We start from the raw sequence: 16,021 nt of genomic DNA, 5'->3' as shown, positions 1-16,021 counted from the left end.
TATTATGCTGTTTCTTGTAAGGAGATTCTAGGAGGGAGTGAAAAAAACATGAACGTTTTATTCATGGGGCCTCCTGGAGCAGGTAAAGGGACACAAGCTGAGGTTATCGTTAATGAATTCGGCATTCCGCATATTTCGACAGGCGATGCATTTCGTCTGGCGATGAAGCAGGGTACTCCTGTTGGAATGAAAGCGAAGGAGTATATTGATAAAGGCCTCCTGGTGCCTGATGATGTTACAGTTGGCATTGTTCGTGAGCGCCTGCAGCAGTCCGATTGCGAAAATGGTTTTTTATTGGACGGTTTTCCAAGAACCCTTTCGCAAGCGGAAGCGCTGGAAGAACTGCTGAACGGGCTTGGCAGAAAGCTGGAGCATGTCATTAACCTGAAGGTAGATCGTGACAAGCTGATGGCGCGTCTTACCGGACGTCGTATCTGCAAGTCATGCGGATCTACGTACCATGTGATCTTTAATCCTCCTGCTCAGGAAGGTGTTTGTGATAAGTGCGGCGGTGAGCTGTACCAACGCTCCGACGACAACGAAGAGAGCGTAGGCACTCGGCTGGACGAATATATCAACAAAACTGCACCTCTCCTCAAGTTTTATGAAGATAAAGGTTTGCTTCGTCAAGTTGATGGAGAACAGGAAATTGATTCGGTTTCCAAAGAGATCGTATCTATACTGCGAGGTCAGGTGTAATGATCATATGTAAATCCGAAACGGAACTAGGCTTTATGAGAGAAGCAGGGCGGATCGTCGCGGAAACGCACAGGCTCATGGCGCAATCAATCGAGCCTGGAATTACGACGGGTGAACTCGATCACATCGCCGACAAGTTCATACGCAGTCAAGGCGCTTTGCCGTCTTTTAAGGATTACAACGGTTTTCCTTACAGCATTTGCGCTTCGGTCAACGATGAATTGGTACATGGCTTTCCCGGCAAACGCAAATTGAACGAAGGCGACATCATTACGCTTGATATAGGTGCGCAATATCGTGGCTATCATGGAGACTCGGCGTGGACGTATCCAGTTGGTGAAATATCCGCTGAGGCACAGAAACTTCTGGATGTGACAGAAGGATCTCTGTTCGCTGGCCTGGCTCTTGTTAAACCCGATGTGCGCTTATATACGATATCGCATGCAATCCAACGTTACATTGAAGATGCAGGCTTCTCGGTCGTTCGTGAATATGTCGGTCACGGCGTAGGAACTGAACTGCATGAAGAGCCGCAGATTCCGAATTACGGTACGCCTGATCGCGGACCTAGGCTCAAAGCGGGTATGGTGCTTGCTATTGAACCGATGGTCAATGCGGGAGAGCGATTCGTAAGAACGCTGGAAGATAATTGGACAGTCGTTACGGTGGACGGTTCACTTTGTGCTCATTTTGAGCATACAGTAGCAGTCACGGCGGACGGCATGGAGATCCTTACCAAGCTGGATGAGTAGGTGGTTATCATGATGCACCGCTCTGTACCACAAGTTGGCCAGCTGGCGAAGGTGCTGAAAGGCAGAGATGCAGGCGACGTTTATGTGATCATTGAGATTGTGGATGACCGGTTCGTGTTGATCGCGAATGGAGACAAACGCAAATTCGATCAGCCTAAACGTAAGAACGTTCAACATCTTGAACTTCAGTCCATGATCAGCAGCGAGGTTGTTCAAAGTTTGCAAGAAAGCGGTAGGGTGACAAACGGTAAACTGCGTCATGCAGTTAGCGTATATATAGCATCCGCCAATGCTAATGCCGAAGAGAAAGGAGACTGAATGTGTCCAAAGAAGATGTCATTGAAGTAGAAGGAACGGTGGTTGAGCCGTTGCCTAACGCTACCTTCAAGGTAGAGCTTGAGAACGGTCATCAAATTCTCGCTCACGTATCCGGTAAATTGCGGATGCACTTTATTCGGATTCTGACGGGAGACAAAGTGGTGGTTCAATTATCACCATATGATCTGACCAAGGGACGTATTACGTATCGTAAATAGATACCATATCTTTTACTTTTATTTTGTGGTACTATATTAAGGTTGATTGAAGTTTAGTCTTTACAGTATGATGGAATAGTCTGTATTACAGGCTGCTATCGAGACAAGTTTTACGATACGTAAGACTTGTTCATCTTTGTGAAGAGGGCTTTGCCAAGCAGAGCTCGATCACAATGTTAGAAGTTAGGATTGCACTGCAACCTAGCTAATCCTTAGGAAGAGAGTTTTGCTTCGCAAAACTTTAGGGAGGTAGTCAACATGAAGGTAAGACCTTCTGTAAAGCCTATTTGCGAAAAATGCAAAGTCATTCGTCGCAAAGGCCACGTCATGGTGATTTGTGAAAATCCAAAGCACAAACAAAAACAAGGTTAAAGAAGGGGGTGTAGCGTAAAATGGCACGTATAGCTGGTGTGGATTTGCCACGTGATAAACGCGTTGAGATCGCCTTAACTTACATTTTCGGAATCGGTAAAACGACTTCCCAGAAAATCCTGAGCACAACAGGCATCAGTCCGGACACTCGTGTTCGTGATTTGACGGAAGATGAGGTTAGCAAACTACGCGAAACGATCGACAAGACGGTCAAGGTTGAAGGTGACCTGCGTCGTGAAATTTCTTTAAATATTAAGCGTTTGATCGAAATCGGATGCTACCGCGGTGTACGTCATCGTCGTGGCCTGCCTGTTCGCGGACAACGTACAAAAACGAATGCCCGTACTCGTAAGGGTCCTCGTCGTACTGTAGCGAACAAGAAGAAATAAGAAGGGAGGATAACTGAACAATGGCTAAACCAAAAAAAGTCGTACGTACAAAACGTCGTGATCGCAAAAATATTGAGTCTGGTGTAGCGCATATCCGCTCCACCTTCAACAATACGATCGTTACGATTACAGACCCACATGGCAACGCAATTTCATGGGCAAGCTCCGGCGGTCTTGGATTTAAGGGTTCCCGTAAATCCACTCCGTTTGCTGCACAAATGGCAGCTGAATCTGCTGCAAAAGCAGCTATGGAACATGGCATGAAAACTGTCGAGGTTATGGTTAAAGGTCCTGGAGCCGGCCGTGAAGCCGCTATCCGCTCTTTGCAAGCGGCAGGCCTTGAAGTTAACATGATTAAAGACGTGACTCCGATTCCTCACAATGGATGCCGTCCTCCAAAACGCCGTCGTGTATAATGAAGCCGCATCTAGTGTGGTATAGCAACAGCATATTTTGGTAACAATGGTTGTTTAGGCATACTACATGATAAGACTTCAGTAGACATGGCAGTTTGCGTAGGAACGAGTGTTTGAAGGAGGGGTACTTTCGTGATAGAAATCGAAAAGCCGAAAATTGAGACCGTTGAAGTTAACGATGAAGGCACCTATGGTAAATTTGTAGTGGAACCACTAGAGCGTGGTTATGGCACCACTTTGGGTAACTCGCTTCGCCGGATTTTGCTATCTTCCCTGCCTGGTGCTGCGGTAACCTCGGTCCAAATCGATGGTGTTCTGCATGAATTCTCGACTGTCCCAGGTGTAATGGAGGACGTGACGGAAATCATTCTGAACCTGAAGGCTCTTTCACTTAAAATCCATTCGGATGAGGAGAAAATCCTTGAGATCGATGCGGAAGGTGAAGGAGTAGTTACAGCAGGAGATATCCGTGCGGACAGCGATGTGGAAATCCTGAATCCGGAGCTTCATATTGCAACGCTGGAGCCGGGTTCGAGACTTCATATGCGCATTTATGCGGGACGTGGTCGTGGTTATGTTCAAGCAGATCGTAATAAACGAGACGATCAGCCGATCGGAGTCATTCCCGTCGATTCGATCTATACCCCGATTACTCGCGTCAATTACGTTGTAGAGAATACCCGTGTTGGCCAAGTGACCAACTATGACAAGCTGACGCTTGAAGTATGGACCGATGGCAGCATTAAACCTGAAGAAGCGGTTAGTCTCGGAGCAAAAATTTTGACCGAGCATCTCTTTCTGTTCGTTGGGTTGACTGACGAAGCGAAGGACGCTGAAATCATGGTTGAGAAGGAAGAAGACAAGAAAGAGAAAGTTCTTGAAATGACGATTGAAGAGCTCGATCTGTCCGTTCGTTCTTATAACTGTCTCAAACGTGCCGGCATCAATACGGTGCAAGAGCTGACCACGAAGACGGAAGAAGATATGATGAAGGTGCGTAACCTGGGTCGTAAATCTTTGGAAGAGGTTCAAGAGAAGCTCGAGGAGCTTGGTTTAGGACTTCGTACGGAAGAATAAACTCTTTTTATTGAATCGTCTCTAGCGAAGGAGGGAAAACTCAAATGGCATACCAAAAGTTGGGCCGTAATTCCAGTGCTCGTAAAGCTTTGTTTCGTGACCTGGTAACCGACCTGTTCTTATATGAACGTATCCAAACGACGGAGGCTAAAGCGAAAGAAGTTCGTTCAATCGCTGAGAAGCTGATCACCAAGGCAAAACAGGGAGATCTGCATGCTCGTCGTCAAGTTGCAGCTTATGTTCGTCGTGAATCCATCGACGGTCAGCAAGATGCAATTCAAAAACTGTTCTCGGAGCTGGCACCACGCTACTCTGAGCGTCCAGGCGGATACACTCGTATCTTGAAATTGGGACCACGCCGCGGTGACTCTGCGCCTATGGTTTACTTGGAACTGGTAGACCGCGCTTAATACCGGGGATAACCCATTGTACGTGAAACTCTCTGTCGGCTCGGCTTATGTGGCTTAGCTAGCGGAGAGTTTTTCTGTGCAAAGGGAAGTTTTTATATCAAGTTCAAAAAGATCATTTTTCTGCACCGAAGCCTAAGATTTAATGTGCGTTTTACCAAACGCTTTAGTTGGAAGAAGCCGGATTCTTGGGGACAAGTACGTCGTTGGTACGTAAACACCGAGGCCCGGCTGAATTCAAGCTGCGATGCCGAATCTGCTTTTTGAACCGCCTCTAACCTTATTGTTTACCGGAGGGAGGATCTTAATGCGTAACCTGTTAATGACCGTCAGCTATGATGGAACTGAATATTTCGGGTTTCAGACCCAGCCCGATGGCAATACCATTCAGGATCATCTGGAGACAGCGATTCTAGGGTTGACAGGCGAGGTTGTGAAGATCCACGGTTCGGGGCGTACAGATGCTGGGGTTCATGCCAGAGAGCAGCCTTTCCATATGCATACGGAATCGAAGATTCCGGTGGATCGCTGGAGAATGGCGCTGAATGGCCGGCTGCCGGCCGATATACGCGTAACGGATGTGCAGGAGGTCTCGCTGTCTTTTCATGCCCGCCGATCGGCAAAACGGAAGACCTATAGATTCTCGATCAACGCGAATCGGGTGCCTGATGTATTTAACCGTCGTTATCAAGTTCATCATCCTGGTCGGTTAAATGTGGAGGGCATGCAGGAGGGTCTGAAGTATTTGATTGGAACTCATGACTATACTTCCTTTGCTTCTCGTCATTCGACCAAGGCGAGCCATGTGCGTACGATTTATAAGGCCTGGATTGAAGTAGATCGGTCGGGGAAGTGCTCCGGTTCGCATGAGCAGGGGGTCATCCATATATTTATGACCGGGAGCGGCTTTCTGCAGCATATGGTGCGGATTATCGTGGGTACTCTGCTTCAGGTAGGCGAGGGTAAACGGAAGCCGGAGGATATGAAGAGAATATTAGAGGCCTACGATCGTGCTGCCGCCGGACCAACCGCAGAGAGTAAAGGGCTGATGTTGTGGGAGGTTCTCTATGAGGAGGCGGATCTCACTGCAGGTGATCTAACCGATCCGAATAATTACGAAACTTAATCGTACCTATGTCCGTACATGAATACAGAATGAGTCAATTACGTTACTATTAGGAGGTAATGTTGTATGAGATGTCCTGTGTGCGATGATGTTCGGATGAGAGAGATTGAGAAGGATGGAGTTATGATTGATGTCTGTCCGGAATGTAAAGGTGTATGGTTGGATCGTGGTGAACTGGAGAAGCTGATGAGTGAGGTGCGTGAGATCAGACCGGCTTTTAATGAGTGGTATGATCATCGGGATCAGTCGCAGCAGCATACCAATCACTCAGCAAATCATGGCCGCGGCTATGAGGATCCTTATGCCGGGAAGCATAATCAGGGGTACAACAACAAGTATAGGAAGAAGAAGTCTGTGCTCGATGTATTTGGAGATCTTTTTGACTGATTTCATTCAAAAAACACTTGCGCATTACTTTTTCATCCTGTAAAATAGAAGTTGTGTTTCTTAATGGCTATCCCACAGCCCCGATTAAGAATACACAGTACGTTAATTTACGAAATGCTTGATTAGTAATTGACAATGAACGAAGATAAATGAACCATTTGAACGAGAATGAAGGAGGATCATTACATGCGTACCACCTACATGGCGAAGCCAGCTGAAGTTGAGCGCAAATGGCACATCATTGATGCCGAAGGCAAAACGCTGGGCCGTCTGGCTAGCGAAGTTGCTGCACTTATCCGCGGCAAACATAAACCAAGCTTTACTCCACACGTTGACGGCGGTGACTTTGTGATCGTAATCAACTCTGAGAAGATTGCTCTTACTGGCAAGAAGTTGGATAACAAGAAATACTATCGTCATTCCCTGCATCCAGGCGGTTTGAAAGTGACTGTTGCTAAGGATCTTTTGAACACGAAACCTGAACGCGTCATTGAATCGGCTGTATTCGGAATGTTGCCTAAGACTCGCATGGGCGAGAAGATGAAGCTGAGATTGAAAGCTTATGCTGGCACAGAGCATCCACATGCAGCACAAAAACCTGAAGTTTACGAACTTCGCGGATAATAAAAAGGGAGGACAGTTTCATGGCACAAGTACAATACTATGGGACAGGTCGTCGTAAACATTCGGTAGCTCGTGTTCGCCTTGTACCGGGTGAAGGACGCATTGTCATTAATAAGCGTGATATCAATGAATATTTCGGTCTGGAAACTCTTAAACTGATCGTAAAACAACCTTTGACTTTGACGGAAACGCTTGGCAGCTATGACGTAATCGTTATTGCTCATGGCGGTGGTATCTCCGGTCAAGCAGGCGCAATTCGCCACGGTATTTCCCGTGCGTTGCTCAAGGCTGACCCTGAATTCCGTCCTGCATTGAAAAAAGCAGGATTCCTGACTCGTGACCCACGGATGAAAGAACGTAAGAAATACGGTCTCAAAGCCGCTCGTCGCGCACCACAATTCTCGAAGCGTTAATATTTGCATTATATGCCTCTGGCCATTTGGTCAGGGGCTTTTTGCATTTTATTGAAGATATGAGTATAGGAATCATCCTTAACCGTATTCCTGAATATAAATAAAATGGTGGAAACTGGCGAGTTGCTTTGGTATATTCAGCTTGTTAAACAAATTATTATAGAAAGGAGGTAATTCTATGTCTAACTCAAGAACGCTAAAATGGGTTACTGGGGGCCTGGAAATTTTCTTCGGTATTCCGCTTATCGGCGGGCTGATTATTGTGGGAACTTCATACATACCGCTGTTCATCATGTTTGTACTACATATTATTACATTAGTCTTGTCGGCAAATAATAACGAATCGAAATATGGTTCGATTGTCGGGATCGTTACCTCGGTCGTCGCCTGGATTCCTATCCTGGGTATGATTATGCACTTGATTACTGGCCTTCTTCTTATGATTAGCGCGGCCCAGAAGCCATCAGACCATTATACGGACTCCACCTACAGATTTTAATATTGAATTAAAGCGCCCAAATGGGTGCTTTTTTATTGACTTCTATCTGGAAATATTTATACTATAAATTGATAATTCAAATCTGATTAGTAGGACTTATTCCAAGACAGGGGGCGGAGCATGAATTTACTGGAGAAAGAGGCACTGATTGAGGAGAAAGCTGTAGAGTTTGAGTCGGCTACGCCGCAGGAGATTATCGCTTGGGCAGTTGAGACATTTCCCAACATAACCTTTGCCTGCAGCTTCGGCGCGGAGGATGTCGTGCTTGTAGACATGCTTCAGAAGATTAGTCCAAAGACGGATATCTTCTATCTGGATACCGACTTTCATTTCAAGGAGACCTATGAGACCCGGGATCGGCTAGTGGGGAGATACGGTCTAGAGTTCGTGAGAGTATCCCCGGAAATTACACCAGAGGAGCAGGAGCAGCAATATGGTGTGGAATTATGGAAAAGCAATCCGAACGCCTGCTGTAACATCCGTAAGGTAGCTCCGTTAAGCACGACTTTATCCAAATATGAGGCCTGGATAACTGGAATCAGACGCGATCAGGCTCCAACAAGAGCAAATGCCAAGAAGATTGAATACGATGTGAAGTTTGGACTTGTCAAATTCAATCCGATTGCAGACTGGTCCAGCGAAGATGTATGGAACTACATTCGGGAACATAATCTCGTATACAACCCATTGCATGATCAGAATTACCCAAGTATCGGCTGCGAACACTGTACACGACCGGTTATGCCAGGAGAAGATCCGCGTGCAGGCCGCTGGGCAGAATCAGAGAAGACAGAGTGCGGATTGCATAAATAATGCATAGGATGAGGCTAATGAGTAGGGAGGATACAGTATGACTGCAATTTCACCACATGGTGGTACGCTCGTCAACCGACTGGTCACAGGCGAGGAACGCGAACATTTGCTAGAGGATGCAAAGAAGCTGAAATCGGTGCTTATCAATGGCTGGACCATCTCTGATCTCGATTTGATTGGAGTTGGCGCATTTTCTCCCTTAACAGGTTTTCTGAACGAGGACGATTATCATTCTGTGGTTAAGCAGATGCGGCTTGCAGACGGCACGGTATGGAGCATTCCAATTACCTTGTCGGTTAGCGAACAGGAAGCTGCGGAGCTCTCTATTGAAGAGCGGATTGCCTTAGTGGGCGAGCAGGATGGCATAGTATATGGCGTGCTTGAAGTAGGAAGTATTTATAAGGTAGATCAACTGTATGAGGCCAAACAAGTATTTAAGACGACAGATCCAGAGCATCCAGGTGTTAAGAAGCTGCTGGAGCGTTCACCTATTTATATTGGCGGATCGGTGCAAGTGCTGCATCGTCCGAGACCGGGCCGCTTTACAGAATTCTATTACGATCCAGCACAGACTCGGCGTATATTCGAGGATAAGGGATGGGATACAGTGGTCGGCTTCCAGACGAGAAATCCGGTTCATCGGGCTCATGAATATATCCAGAAGAGTGCAATGGAGATTGTCGACGGCTTATTCCTTAATCCGCTAGTTGGCGAGACGAAGTCGGATGATGTGCCAGCGGATGTGAGAATGCAGAGTTACCTGGTGCTGTTGGACAATTATTATCCACAAGATCGTACATTTCTTGGCGTGTTTCCGGCAGCGATGCGCTATGCAGGTCCGCGGGAAGCGATCTTTCACGCCATGGTTCGCAAAAATTATGGCTGTACCCATTTTATCGTTGGACGCGACCATGCGGGTGTAGGGGATTATTATGGGACTTACGAAGCACAGGAGATATTCAGTCATTTTACGGCAGAGGAATTAGGGATTACGCCCTTATTTTTTGAGCATAGCTTCTTCTGTACAAAATGCGGCAATATGGCTTCAAGTAAGACGTGCCCGCACCCCGCAGAGGATCACCTGACCTTGTCCGGAACCAAGGTGAGAGGATTGCTTCGCGAAGGAATTTGTCCTCCGCCTGAATTTACTCGTCCCGAAGTCGCGAGAGTACTGATCGAAGGAATGAGTCATCAGGTTGTTATATAGGTAGTTTAACACCAGGGTCTAAGCGAATGCCTTACGAAGTTCTGTTTCCTGTTTAAACGTTACGGATGATCTTGTACGAACCGTGAGCCAATGCTTCCGAGCCCGTTTTCTCCAAAAAGGTGTAGCTTCTTTAATCCTTACCTTCATCCAACTGCAGCGTTTGGAAAAACACACATTGGAAGGATAAGTTTCAGTGCTGAAAATCGGCCTTTTTGAACATGCACTTATATAATCGAAGCGTAAACTTGTAATATTTGTCCACCTCGTCCCATATAGATGATTAGTGTCATTTATGGGATGGAGGTGGCTTTTTTATGGACTCCGAGGATAAAGTAAATGTCTGGCTGAAGTTAAATCATATCAAGTGGGGACTGCTTGGAATTGGACTGCTTGGATTATTGATTGGATTTGCAAAATATGAAGTTCCGGCCATAAAGACCGCCAGCTATTGGAGTCTGCCGCTGGCGGGGACGACGATTGCTCTCGACGCGGGTCATGGAGGACCGGATGGCGGTGCGGTAAGCAAGCAGGGGGTCATTGAAAAGGATATTAACCTGGCAGTAACGCTGTACTTGCGGGATTACCTGCAGCAGGCCGGTGCGCTCGTATTTATGACGAGGGAAGAAGATCGCGATTTGGCGAGTGCGGATACAAAAGGGTATAAGAAGCGCAAAACGGAGGATTTGACGCGGCGGGTTCGTTATATTGAGGAGAAGAAGGCAGGGTTGTTCGTCAGCATTCACATGAATAGTGTTCCCTCCTCACGCTGGAGCGGGGCGCAAACCTTCTTTTCAACCAATAATGGGGATAGCGTAACACTGGCCGAGTATATTCAGGATGAGCTGCGTAAGAATCTAAATAATACGGACAGGGTTGCCAAGCGTTCCGATAAGTCGGTGTATTTGCTGGAGGAATTAAAAATTCCTGCGGTATTGGTAGAAGTCGGATTCTTATCGAACCCGGAGGAAGCCAGATTGCTTGGGGATGAGAAGTACCAACAGAAAGTGGCGGCTTCGATTTATCAAGGTATTATGAAATATATTTCTAAAAAAGAAAGTGGAAGCAAAGCAGACAACACCAGGAAATGATATAATTAATATCATATTTATACTGATTATTCGATTACTAAATAGATCCGGGGTGTTGTCTGTGTTAACGAAGGAACAGCTTGAGGCCATACTTAGACCTATTGCAGAGCCTGTATTGGGCCGTAGCTTGATCGATTTGAATTGGATACGCAATGTAATGATCAAGGAAGAGAAGGTTTCTTTGACAGTAATCAGCTTGAAGCAGGATGAGAAGACGCGCCAAAAGCTGGAGGAGGAGGTACGTTTCCGTCTTCAGGAAGCTGGTGTCAACAACGTGCACATGCGCTTCCGCGAGCCTTCCGAGCATGAGCGTCAGGAAGCGGGACAAGCCGTGACGTCCAATGAAACCGAAGGAAATGCATCACAAGGGCCACGGGGACATGGAGCAGGGCTGGAGCAATTATCGATCCTGGATCCTAAATCCGGAGTGCATTTCATCGCAATCGCCAGCGGCAAAGGCGGAGTTGGCAAGTCCACGGTCGCTGTAAATTTAGCGGTAGCACTGGCCCGTCTGGGTAAAAGGGTCGGATTGATTGATGCCGATATCTATGGCTTCAGCGTTCCGGATATGATGGGGATCGAGACAGCTCCGGCGATCGAGGATGGGGTTATTCAGCCAGTGGAGAGATTCGGCGTTAAGGTAATGTCGATGGGCTTCTTCATCCAGGAGAACACACCTGTGATCTGGCGCGGACCGATGCTCGGGAAGATGCTGCGACAATTTTTCGCTGATGTCCATTGGGGAGAACTGGATTATATGCTGCTTGACCTGCCGCCGGGAACGGGGGACGTAGCGCTGGATGTACATCAGATGATTCCTCAAAGCCGCGAGATTATTGTAACAACACCACATGCGACGGCGGCCTTCGTAGCTGCCAGAGCCGGGGCTATGGCGCTGAAGACCGAGCATGAAGTGCTTGGTGTGGTGGAGAATATGGCCTATTATGAATGTTCGGATTGCCATAAGAAGGACTATATCTTTGGTCGTGGTGGTGGGGCACGCTTAGCCGAGACACTGCATACGAATCTGCTGGCGCAAATTCCGCTTGGAACGCCGGACAATCATCCATCGGAACCAGACTTCTCTCCTTCGATTTATAAGGAGGATACACCAACCGGACGTATTTATGGCGAGATCGCGGATACTGTCATCGCAAAATGTCAAAAAGACTGAACCTAAAGGGTTCAGTCTTTTCTTTATATATCGAAAGTGGAACTGATTAAGCTTAGCTTTCTTCGCCGGAGCCGCTGTCACCGCCTTGTTTCTTTTGCTCTCCGCCATTCTTGCCGCCTTGACTTTCACCTTGATTCTGGTTCTCACCTGATTTCTCAACCTTAGGGATGAGCTGCTCTTGAACCACCGTCTTGAGCAGGTCCATAACCTCCATTTTGAAAAGAGGGCTCTGCATCGCTTCCTGCATGATAGTCATCGTCTGCTTCCGATAGTCCGATGTCTTGGTCAAGTCCAGGAACATCTGCATGATTTCAGGTGATTTCATCATTTCCTGCATCGATTTTTGATAAGTCGGATCTTTGATCAGGTCCATATGCAGCTGCTTGTTTTGAGCGCTAATCGCCTTGGCAAAATTCCCGGCAAATTGAGGATCGGTCATAATCTTCTCAATTTCTTTTTTGTATTGTGGAGAGGTGATCGTATCCTTTACAGCCATTCTGACTTCCTCAGAGGTGTGGGAAGGCAGGAGCATCTTGATTCCATAACTTCCGCCACCCGAACCACCCGAACTGTTGCCTGATCCGGAGGAGCCTCCGGAGTCTGATCCAGACCCAGAACCGGATTCAGATCCAGAGCCGGACTCAGAGGAAGAGCTTGAACTGCTGCCGGATTCGGTCTGCGGTGAACTTAACGCTTCATAAATCGCCTTTTTACCGTCGTCGGTTTTTAAAATGTCGATAACCATCGATTTTGTATCTTTATATCCGCCTTGGGAAGATTGCGATGAGCCTTGATCAGAGCCGCATGCCGTTAATGTAAGTGTAAGTATGATGCATAATGACCAGCGGTAATAACCCACCCACTTCATGGTTCCAGCCTCCTTATGAGTATCAATGTTTGTAGTATGTGGCTAAAAAAAAGAATTATCCGAGTGAAAACGATGGTTTTTTGCTGCCATCATTGGTAAAATATTTCGGTAGTGGGAGGTGGCTTATTTGAATTTAAAAAGATGGTTGCATTTATTCTGGACGACCTTGGTGGTTGGAGCCGCCGGTTCGCTCGTGATTGGTCTGGCTCTGCAGTTGACGGATACTATGAAGCTGAACGGGACGGCAGATCTTTTTGTCAATATCGGTTTATTGTTAGGTGTTGGGGTCATGGTAAGCGTATATTCCCAAATGGGATTCTTCGCATATATGATGGTCAATTATATGGGAACGGGTGTGTTCTCCCGTAGAACCTGGCAATATGTTCAGCTTGTATTGACAGCGCTGGCCTTATTTGAATTAATGTTTCTGCGGATTTTTGTAGGCGGTAACAAAAGTTCTTACTCCGATGTTGTATTGGGGGGGATTATTTTGCTTGTCGCCATAGCTGTGGCCTATTTCAAAGCAAAAATGACTAATGGCTCCGCATGGATCCCTACATTATTCTTCATGATTGCCGTAACCATTGTAGAGACGATCGGCGTGCTGAAGATTGAGGTGGATCAGGCGACCGCCTGGATTGCCGGTCCATTGATTGCCTGTAATGCCTATCAGATATTGATTTTGCACCGCGTATTAAAACCTAAACAGTCTCCACAGATACATAGTCAAGAAATGATCAATTAGGAATTATTCGAAAGAATAAAATGTAAAAGGGACCTTCTATCTCTGTAAGAACGGAGATAGGGTCCCTTTTTTTATAAATACAGTTCTGGTCGATTACATCCCAGCCGCTGTATCGATCTGCTCTTGAATCCAGGCCTGATCGCGGACCTCGGTTCCTTTTACCCCTGCTTCCTGAAGCAAATCAGTGACTGTTACAAAGTCATATCCCTTTTGCCGCAATTGATCGATAATAGCAGGGAGGGCTTCATGCGTCTGCTTGGCTGAATCGCTGGCATGCAGGAGAACAATATCACCTGGATGCGCTTTGTTAACGACGCGATTAACGATTTTGTCGACGCCTTTATTTTGCCAATCCTGAGAATCTGTATCCCATTGAATTACTTTGTAACCAAGTCCATCAGCAATGGATAACACACGTTTGTCAAAATCGCCATTAGGAAGACGCAGCAGGTTTGGTGCTTTTCCGGTTAATTCGGTTAAAATAGAATGGGCTGTAGTAATTTGCTTGGAGATTTCTTCATCGGTCAATTCGCTGTAGTTATCATGTTTGTGTCCATGGCTGCCAATTTCAAATCCTTGTTCCTGGATTGCTTTCACAATTTCCGGATGACTTTTTCCCCAAGGGGATGAGATGAAGAAGGTTGCTTTCTGAACATTTTTGTCCTTGAGTACTTTCAGAATGGGTTCTGCCCGTTTGTCTCCCCAACTGATATCGAAGGTCAGGGCAATCACTTTCTTCTCCGTAGGTACACTGTAGATGGCGGCGGGGCTGCTTTCTTCGGAGAATACGGTGATATGGCTCTGCTCCACATAGACGATACCTGCTGCAAACAGGGCCGCCGCAAAAACAAAGAAAAACCTTTTGATTTTCTTCCCGTTAAGGACATAGAAGAAGTTGTTCATGCTTTGATTAGCCCCTCTCGTTATCAGAATGAATTTCGCTTGTACAATATATGCCTGTACCTTTCGGGAATATGACCTTTCTTGTCCCAAAAGTTTAGGAGAGGGTCAAAGCCTTCTTGTGCTCCTGAAGTAATCAAACTATCTATTGGAGGAGATATCATGCTGTCATTTCGCTTGTTTCTGCGTGATTTACGAAAATATAAAAAGTCGCTTTGGGTCTCGCTAGCTTTCTTTGCCGTCGGCATTTTGATGGGAGCGGTGGAGACGGAGCGGATCACTAACCTGGTCATGCCTGATATTGAGACATTGCGAAATTATAGCGAGCAATTATCCCAATCCGCAGTACCAGAGCTAAGCTTTTTTAAATTTATCTTTCTGAATAATGTGTTTAAAAGCCTGGGGGTTATTTTCTTGGGTGCATTGTTTGGTATATTGCCAGCCGTGTTCCTGCTGATGAATGGGCTTGTTCTTGGTTTCCTAGTCACCACCTCGGCACAGCATGGGGCCAATTTATTTGATCTCATTGTAAAAGGACTGCTGCCTCATGGAATTATCGAGATCCCGGCCATCATTATGGCTGCTGCCTTTGGGATTCAGTTCGGTTACTATGTGCTTAAAGGTCTTGGAGAGCTGGGGGCCCGGGATCGCAGTGAGCGAACGATCCAATGGCGGGAGTTCTTTAACTCGCTCATTAGAGCAGCTTTTTGGACGGTGGCATTGCTGTTGATTGCGGCGGTAATTGAAAGTACGCTCACTTTTTACTTGGTTCGTTAATATTGATGTCATAATTTTCCCAAAAACTGTGCATAACAGTAAAGCGGTCAAAAGCCGCGAATAGGTTATGTGCAGTTAGGGATATGGCAGATAGATATTAACTGAGTCGATAGAGGAGCTGTATTTATGTTGGGAATGATGTTCAATGATAAAGAATGCAAGGAGCTCGACTATGTTCTGCGCAAAGAACTGGACGAGATGCTGCTTGATATGAGCGATCAGCGTTTGGATCAGGATATCCGCGACGCGATCGCCAAGAGATATAAAACTGTATTTCGTATGTACGCTCGGTTCGCCCCCTCCAAAGAGCTCTCCAAATACGCTAGAAATTCACGCTTCCCTCGGGTCAAGCAATAGGATAAAATTGTATTTGACTTTGCTGTTCGTAATGTGATAAATTATGAAACGTTCCGATTTTTGACGGAATAAGTTGCCAAAACGCAGTAGTTCGAATTGATCATTAAAAAGCCAAAAAAACTATTGCAAAATATGAAACAACATGTTATATTATAAAAGTCGCCGCTGAAACGCAGCGACGTGCGAAAGTGAAGTTGATCTTTGAAAACTGAACAACGAGTGAGCGGGTTTCACGTCAAGTGAAATCTAAGAAATAAGTCAGATTCAAAATGAGCTAATCGCTCTTTTCAATGAGCAACACTTTATTGGAGAGTTTGATCCTGGCTCAGGACGAACGCTGGCGGCGTGCCTAATACATGCAAGTCGAGCGGACTTGATGGAGAGCTTGCTCTCCG

General features: G+C 46.4%; 23 protein-coding genes and 1 rRNA gene. 22 read left to right on the top strand and 2 right to left on the bottom strand.

The window, feature by feature from the left end; translation table 11 throughout:
* The first annotated feature begins 48 nt into the window (after positions 1-48).
* The 18 genes from DMN77_RS20925 to DMN77_RS20840 all read left to right on the top strand — a co-directional run bounded on the left by DMN77_RS20925 (position 49) and on the right by DMN77_RS20840 (position 11,979).
* Positions 49-699 carry an adenylate kinase gene (locus tag DMN77_RS20925; RefSeq protein ID WP_068779119.1) on the top strand — a complete coding sequence of 217 codons (651 nt, stop codon included), beginning with the start codon at positions 49-51 and terminating at the stop codon, positions 697-699.
* The gene (gene map / locus DMN77_RS20920; protein ID WP_068779120.1) at positions 699-1,451 is read left to right on the top strand and encodes a type I methionyl aminopeptidase; all 753 of its coding nucleotides are present in this window, start codon (positions 699-701) and stop codon (positions 1,449-1,451) included. The genes DMN77_RS20925 and map overlap by 1 nt, the downstream gene beginning before the upstream one ends.
* Positions 1,452-1,460: 9 nt before the next feature.
* Positions 1,461-1,769, top strand: a complete 309-nt coding sequence (locus DMN77_RS20915) for a KOW domain-containing RNA-binding protein (RefSeq protein ID WP_068779121.1) — start codon at positions 1,461-1,463, stop codon at positions 1,767-1,769.
* 2 nt (positions 1,770-1,771) lie between these two features.
* Complete coding sequence (gene infA, locus DMN77_RS20910; RefSeq protein WP_068779122.1) at positions 1,772-1,987, top strand: translation initiation factor IF-1; 216 nt, start codon at positions 1,772-1,774, stop codon at positions 1,985-1,987.
* A gap of 258 nt (positions 1,988-2,245) precedes the next feature.
* A complete protein-coding gene (gene rpmJ / locus DMN77_RS20905; RefSeq protein ID WP_068779123.1) occupies positions 2,246-2,359 on the top strand; it encodes a 50S ribosomal protein L36 in 114 nt (37 codons plus the stop codon).
* Positions 2,360-2,379: 20 nt separating this feature from the next.
* Positions 2,380-2,748, top strand: a complete 369-nt coding sequence (rpsM, locus tag DMN77_RS20900; RefSeq protein ID WP_068779124.1) for a 30S ribosomal protein S13 — start codon at positions 2,380-2,382, stop codon at positions 2,746-2,748.
* 20 nt (positions 2,749-2,768) lie between these two features.
* Positions 2,769-3,164, top strand: coding sequence for a 30S ribosomal protein S11 (gene rpsK / locus DMN77_RS20895; RefSeq protein ID WP_009226663.1), 396 nt, complete (start codon positions 2,769-2,771; stop codon positions 3,162-3,164).
* Positions 3,165-3,296: 132 nt separating this feature from the next.
* Positions 3,297-4,241: a DNA-directed RNA polymerase subunit alpha gene (locus DMN77_RS20890; protein WP_068779125.1), complete on the top strand. Its 945-nt coding sequence runs from the start codon at positions 3,297-3,299 to the stop codon at positions 4,239-4,241.
* A gap of 44 nt (positions 4,242-4,285) precedes the next feature.
* On the top strand, positions 4,286-4,651 hold the full coding sequence (gene rplQ / locus DMN77_RS20885; protein WP_068779126.1) for a 50S ribosomal protein L17: 366 nt from the start codon (positions 4,286-4,288) through the stop codon (positions 4,649-4,651).
* 304 nt (positions 4,652-4,955) lie between these two features.
* Positions 4,956-5,774 carry a tRNA pseudouridine(38-40) synthase TruA gene (gene truA, locus DMN77_RS20880; protein WP_068779127.1) on the top strand — a complete coding sequence of 273 codons (819 nt, stop codon included), beginning with the start codon at positions 4,956-4,958 and terminating at the stop codon, positions 5,772-5,774.
* Between the two features lie 66 nt (positions 5,775-5,840).
* The gene (locus tag DMN77_RS20875) at positions 5,841-6,161 is read left to right on the top strand and encodes a TFIIB-type zinc ribbon-containing protein (RefSeq protein WP_179016226.1); all 321 of its coding nucleotides are present in this window, start codon (positions 5,841-5,843) and stop codon (positions 6,159-6,161) included.
* 186 nt (positions 6,162-6,347) lie between these two features.
* Positions 6,348-6,785 (top strand): 50S ribosomal protein L13, encoded by a 438-nt coding sequence (gene rplM / locus DMN77_RS20870; RefSeq protein WP_068779129.1) that lies wholly within the window; start codon positions 6,348-6,350, stop codon positions 6,783-6,785.
* Positions 6,786-6,805: 20 nt separating this feature from the next.
* Entirely contained in the window at positions 6,806-7,198 is a 393-nt protein-coding gene (gene rpsI, locus DMN77_RS20865; RefSeq protein WP_068779130.1) for a 30S ribosomal protein S9, read from the top strand.
* A gap of 178 nt (positions 7,199-7,376) precedes the next feature.
* Complete coding sequence (locus DMN77_RS20860; protein WP_068779131.1) at positions 7,377-7,697, top strand: hypothetical protein; 321 nt, start codon at positions 7,377-7,379, stop codon at positions 7,695-7,697.
* Positions 7,698-7,817: 120 nt separating this feature from the next.
* Positions 7,818-8,510 carry a phosphoadenylyl-sulfate reductase gene (locus DMN77_RS20855; RefSeq protein WP_068779132.1) on the top strand — a complete coding sequence of 231 codons (693 nt, stop codon included), beginning with the start codon at positions 7,818-7,820 and terminating at the stop codon, positions 8,508-8,510.
* 37 nt (positions 8,511-8,547) lie between these two features.
* The gene (gene sat / locus DMN77_RS20850; protein ID WP_068779133.1) at positions 8,548-9,717 is read left to right on the top strand and encodes a sulfate adenylyltransferase; all 1,170 of its coding nucleotides are present in this window, start codon (positions 8,548-8,550) and stop codon (positions 9,715-9,717) included.
* A gap of 314 nt (positions 9,718-10,031) precedes the next feature.
* Positions 10,032-10,805: an N-acetylmuramoyl-L-alanine amidase CwlD gene (gene cwlD, locus DMN77_RS20845; RefSeq protein ID WP_179016225.1), complete on the top strand. Its 774-nt coding sequence runs from the start codon at positions 10,032-10,034 to the stop codon at positions 10,803-10,805.
* Between the two features lie 61 nt (positions 10,806-10,866).
* Complete coding sequence (locus DMN77_RS20840) at positions 10,867-11,979, top strand: Mrp/NBP35 family ATP-binding protein (RefSeq protein ID WP_068779136.1); 1,113 nt, start codon at positions 10,867-10,869, stop codon at positions 11,977-11,979.
* Between the two features lie 52 nt (positions 11,980-12,031).
* Here DMN77_RS20840 and gerD read toward each other — a convergent pair whose 3' ends face one another.
* Complete coding sequence (gene gerD, locus DMN77_RS20835) at positions 12,032-12,847, bottom strand: spore germination lipoprotein GerD (RefSeq protein WP_179016224.1); 816 nt, start codon at positions 12,845-12,847, stop codon at positions 12,032-12,034.
* 127 nt (positions 12,848-12,974) lie between these two features.
* Here gerD and DMN77_RS20830 point away from each other — a divergent pair, with 127 nt between their 5' ends.
* Complete coding sequence (locus DMN77_RS20830) at positions 12,975-13,592, top strand: KinB-signaling pathway activation protein (RefSeq protein ID WP_068779138.1); 618 nt, start codon at positions 12,975-12,977, stop codon at positions 13,590-13,592.
* A gap of 93 nt (positions 13,593-13,685) precedes the next feature.
* Here the strand turns inward: DMN77_RS20830 and pdaB are convergent, their stop codons facing one another.
* Complete coding sequence (gene pdaB, locus DMN77_RS20825; protein ID WP_068779139.1) at positions 13,686-14,495, bottom strand: polysaccharide deacetylase family sporulation protein PdaB; 810 nt, start codon at positions 14,493-14,495, stop codon at positions 13,686-13,688.
* Between the two features lie 159 nt (positions 14,496-14,654).
* Here pdaB and DMN77_RS20820 point away from each other — a divergent pair, with 159 nt between their 5' ends.
* The 3 genes from DMN77_RS20820 to DMN77_RS20810 all read left to right on the top strand — a co-directional run.
* Positions 14,655-15,269 (top strand): stage II sporulation protein M, encoded by a 615-nt coding sequence (locus DMN77_RS20820; protein WP_068779140.1) that lies wholly within the window; start codon positions 14,655-14,657, stop codon positions 15,267-15,269.
* Positions 15,270-15,395: 126 nt separating this feature from the next.
* Positions 15,396-15,626: a hypothetical protein gene (locus DMN77_RS20815; protein ID WP_068779141.1), complete on the top strand. Its 231-nt coding sequence runs from the start codon at positions 15,396-15,398 to the stop codon at positions 15,624-15,626.
* A gap of 302 nt (positions 15,627-15,928) precedes the next feature.
* Positions 15,929-16,021: ribosomal RNA gene (locus tag DMN77_RS20810) — 16S ribosomal RNA — on the top strand; the annotation flags it as partial.

The organism is Paenibacillus sp. 79R4 (assembly GCF_013393165.1).
In the GTDB taxonomy this organism is placed as follows: Bacteria; Bacillota; Bacilli; order Paenibacillales; family Paenibacillaceae; genus Fontibacillus.
Note: the sequence above shows the minus strand (reverse complement) of the source record. Positions and strands in the feature narration are given on the sequence as shown.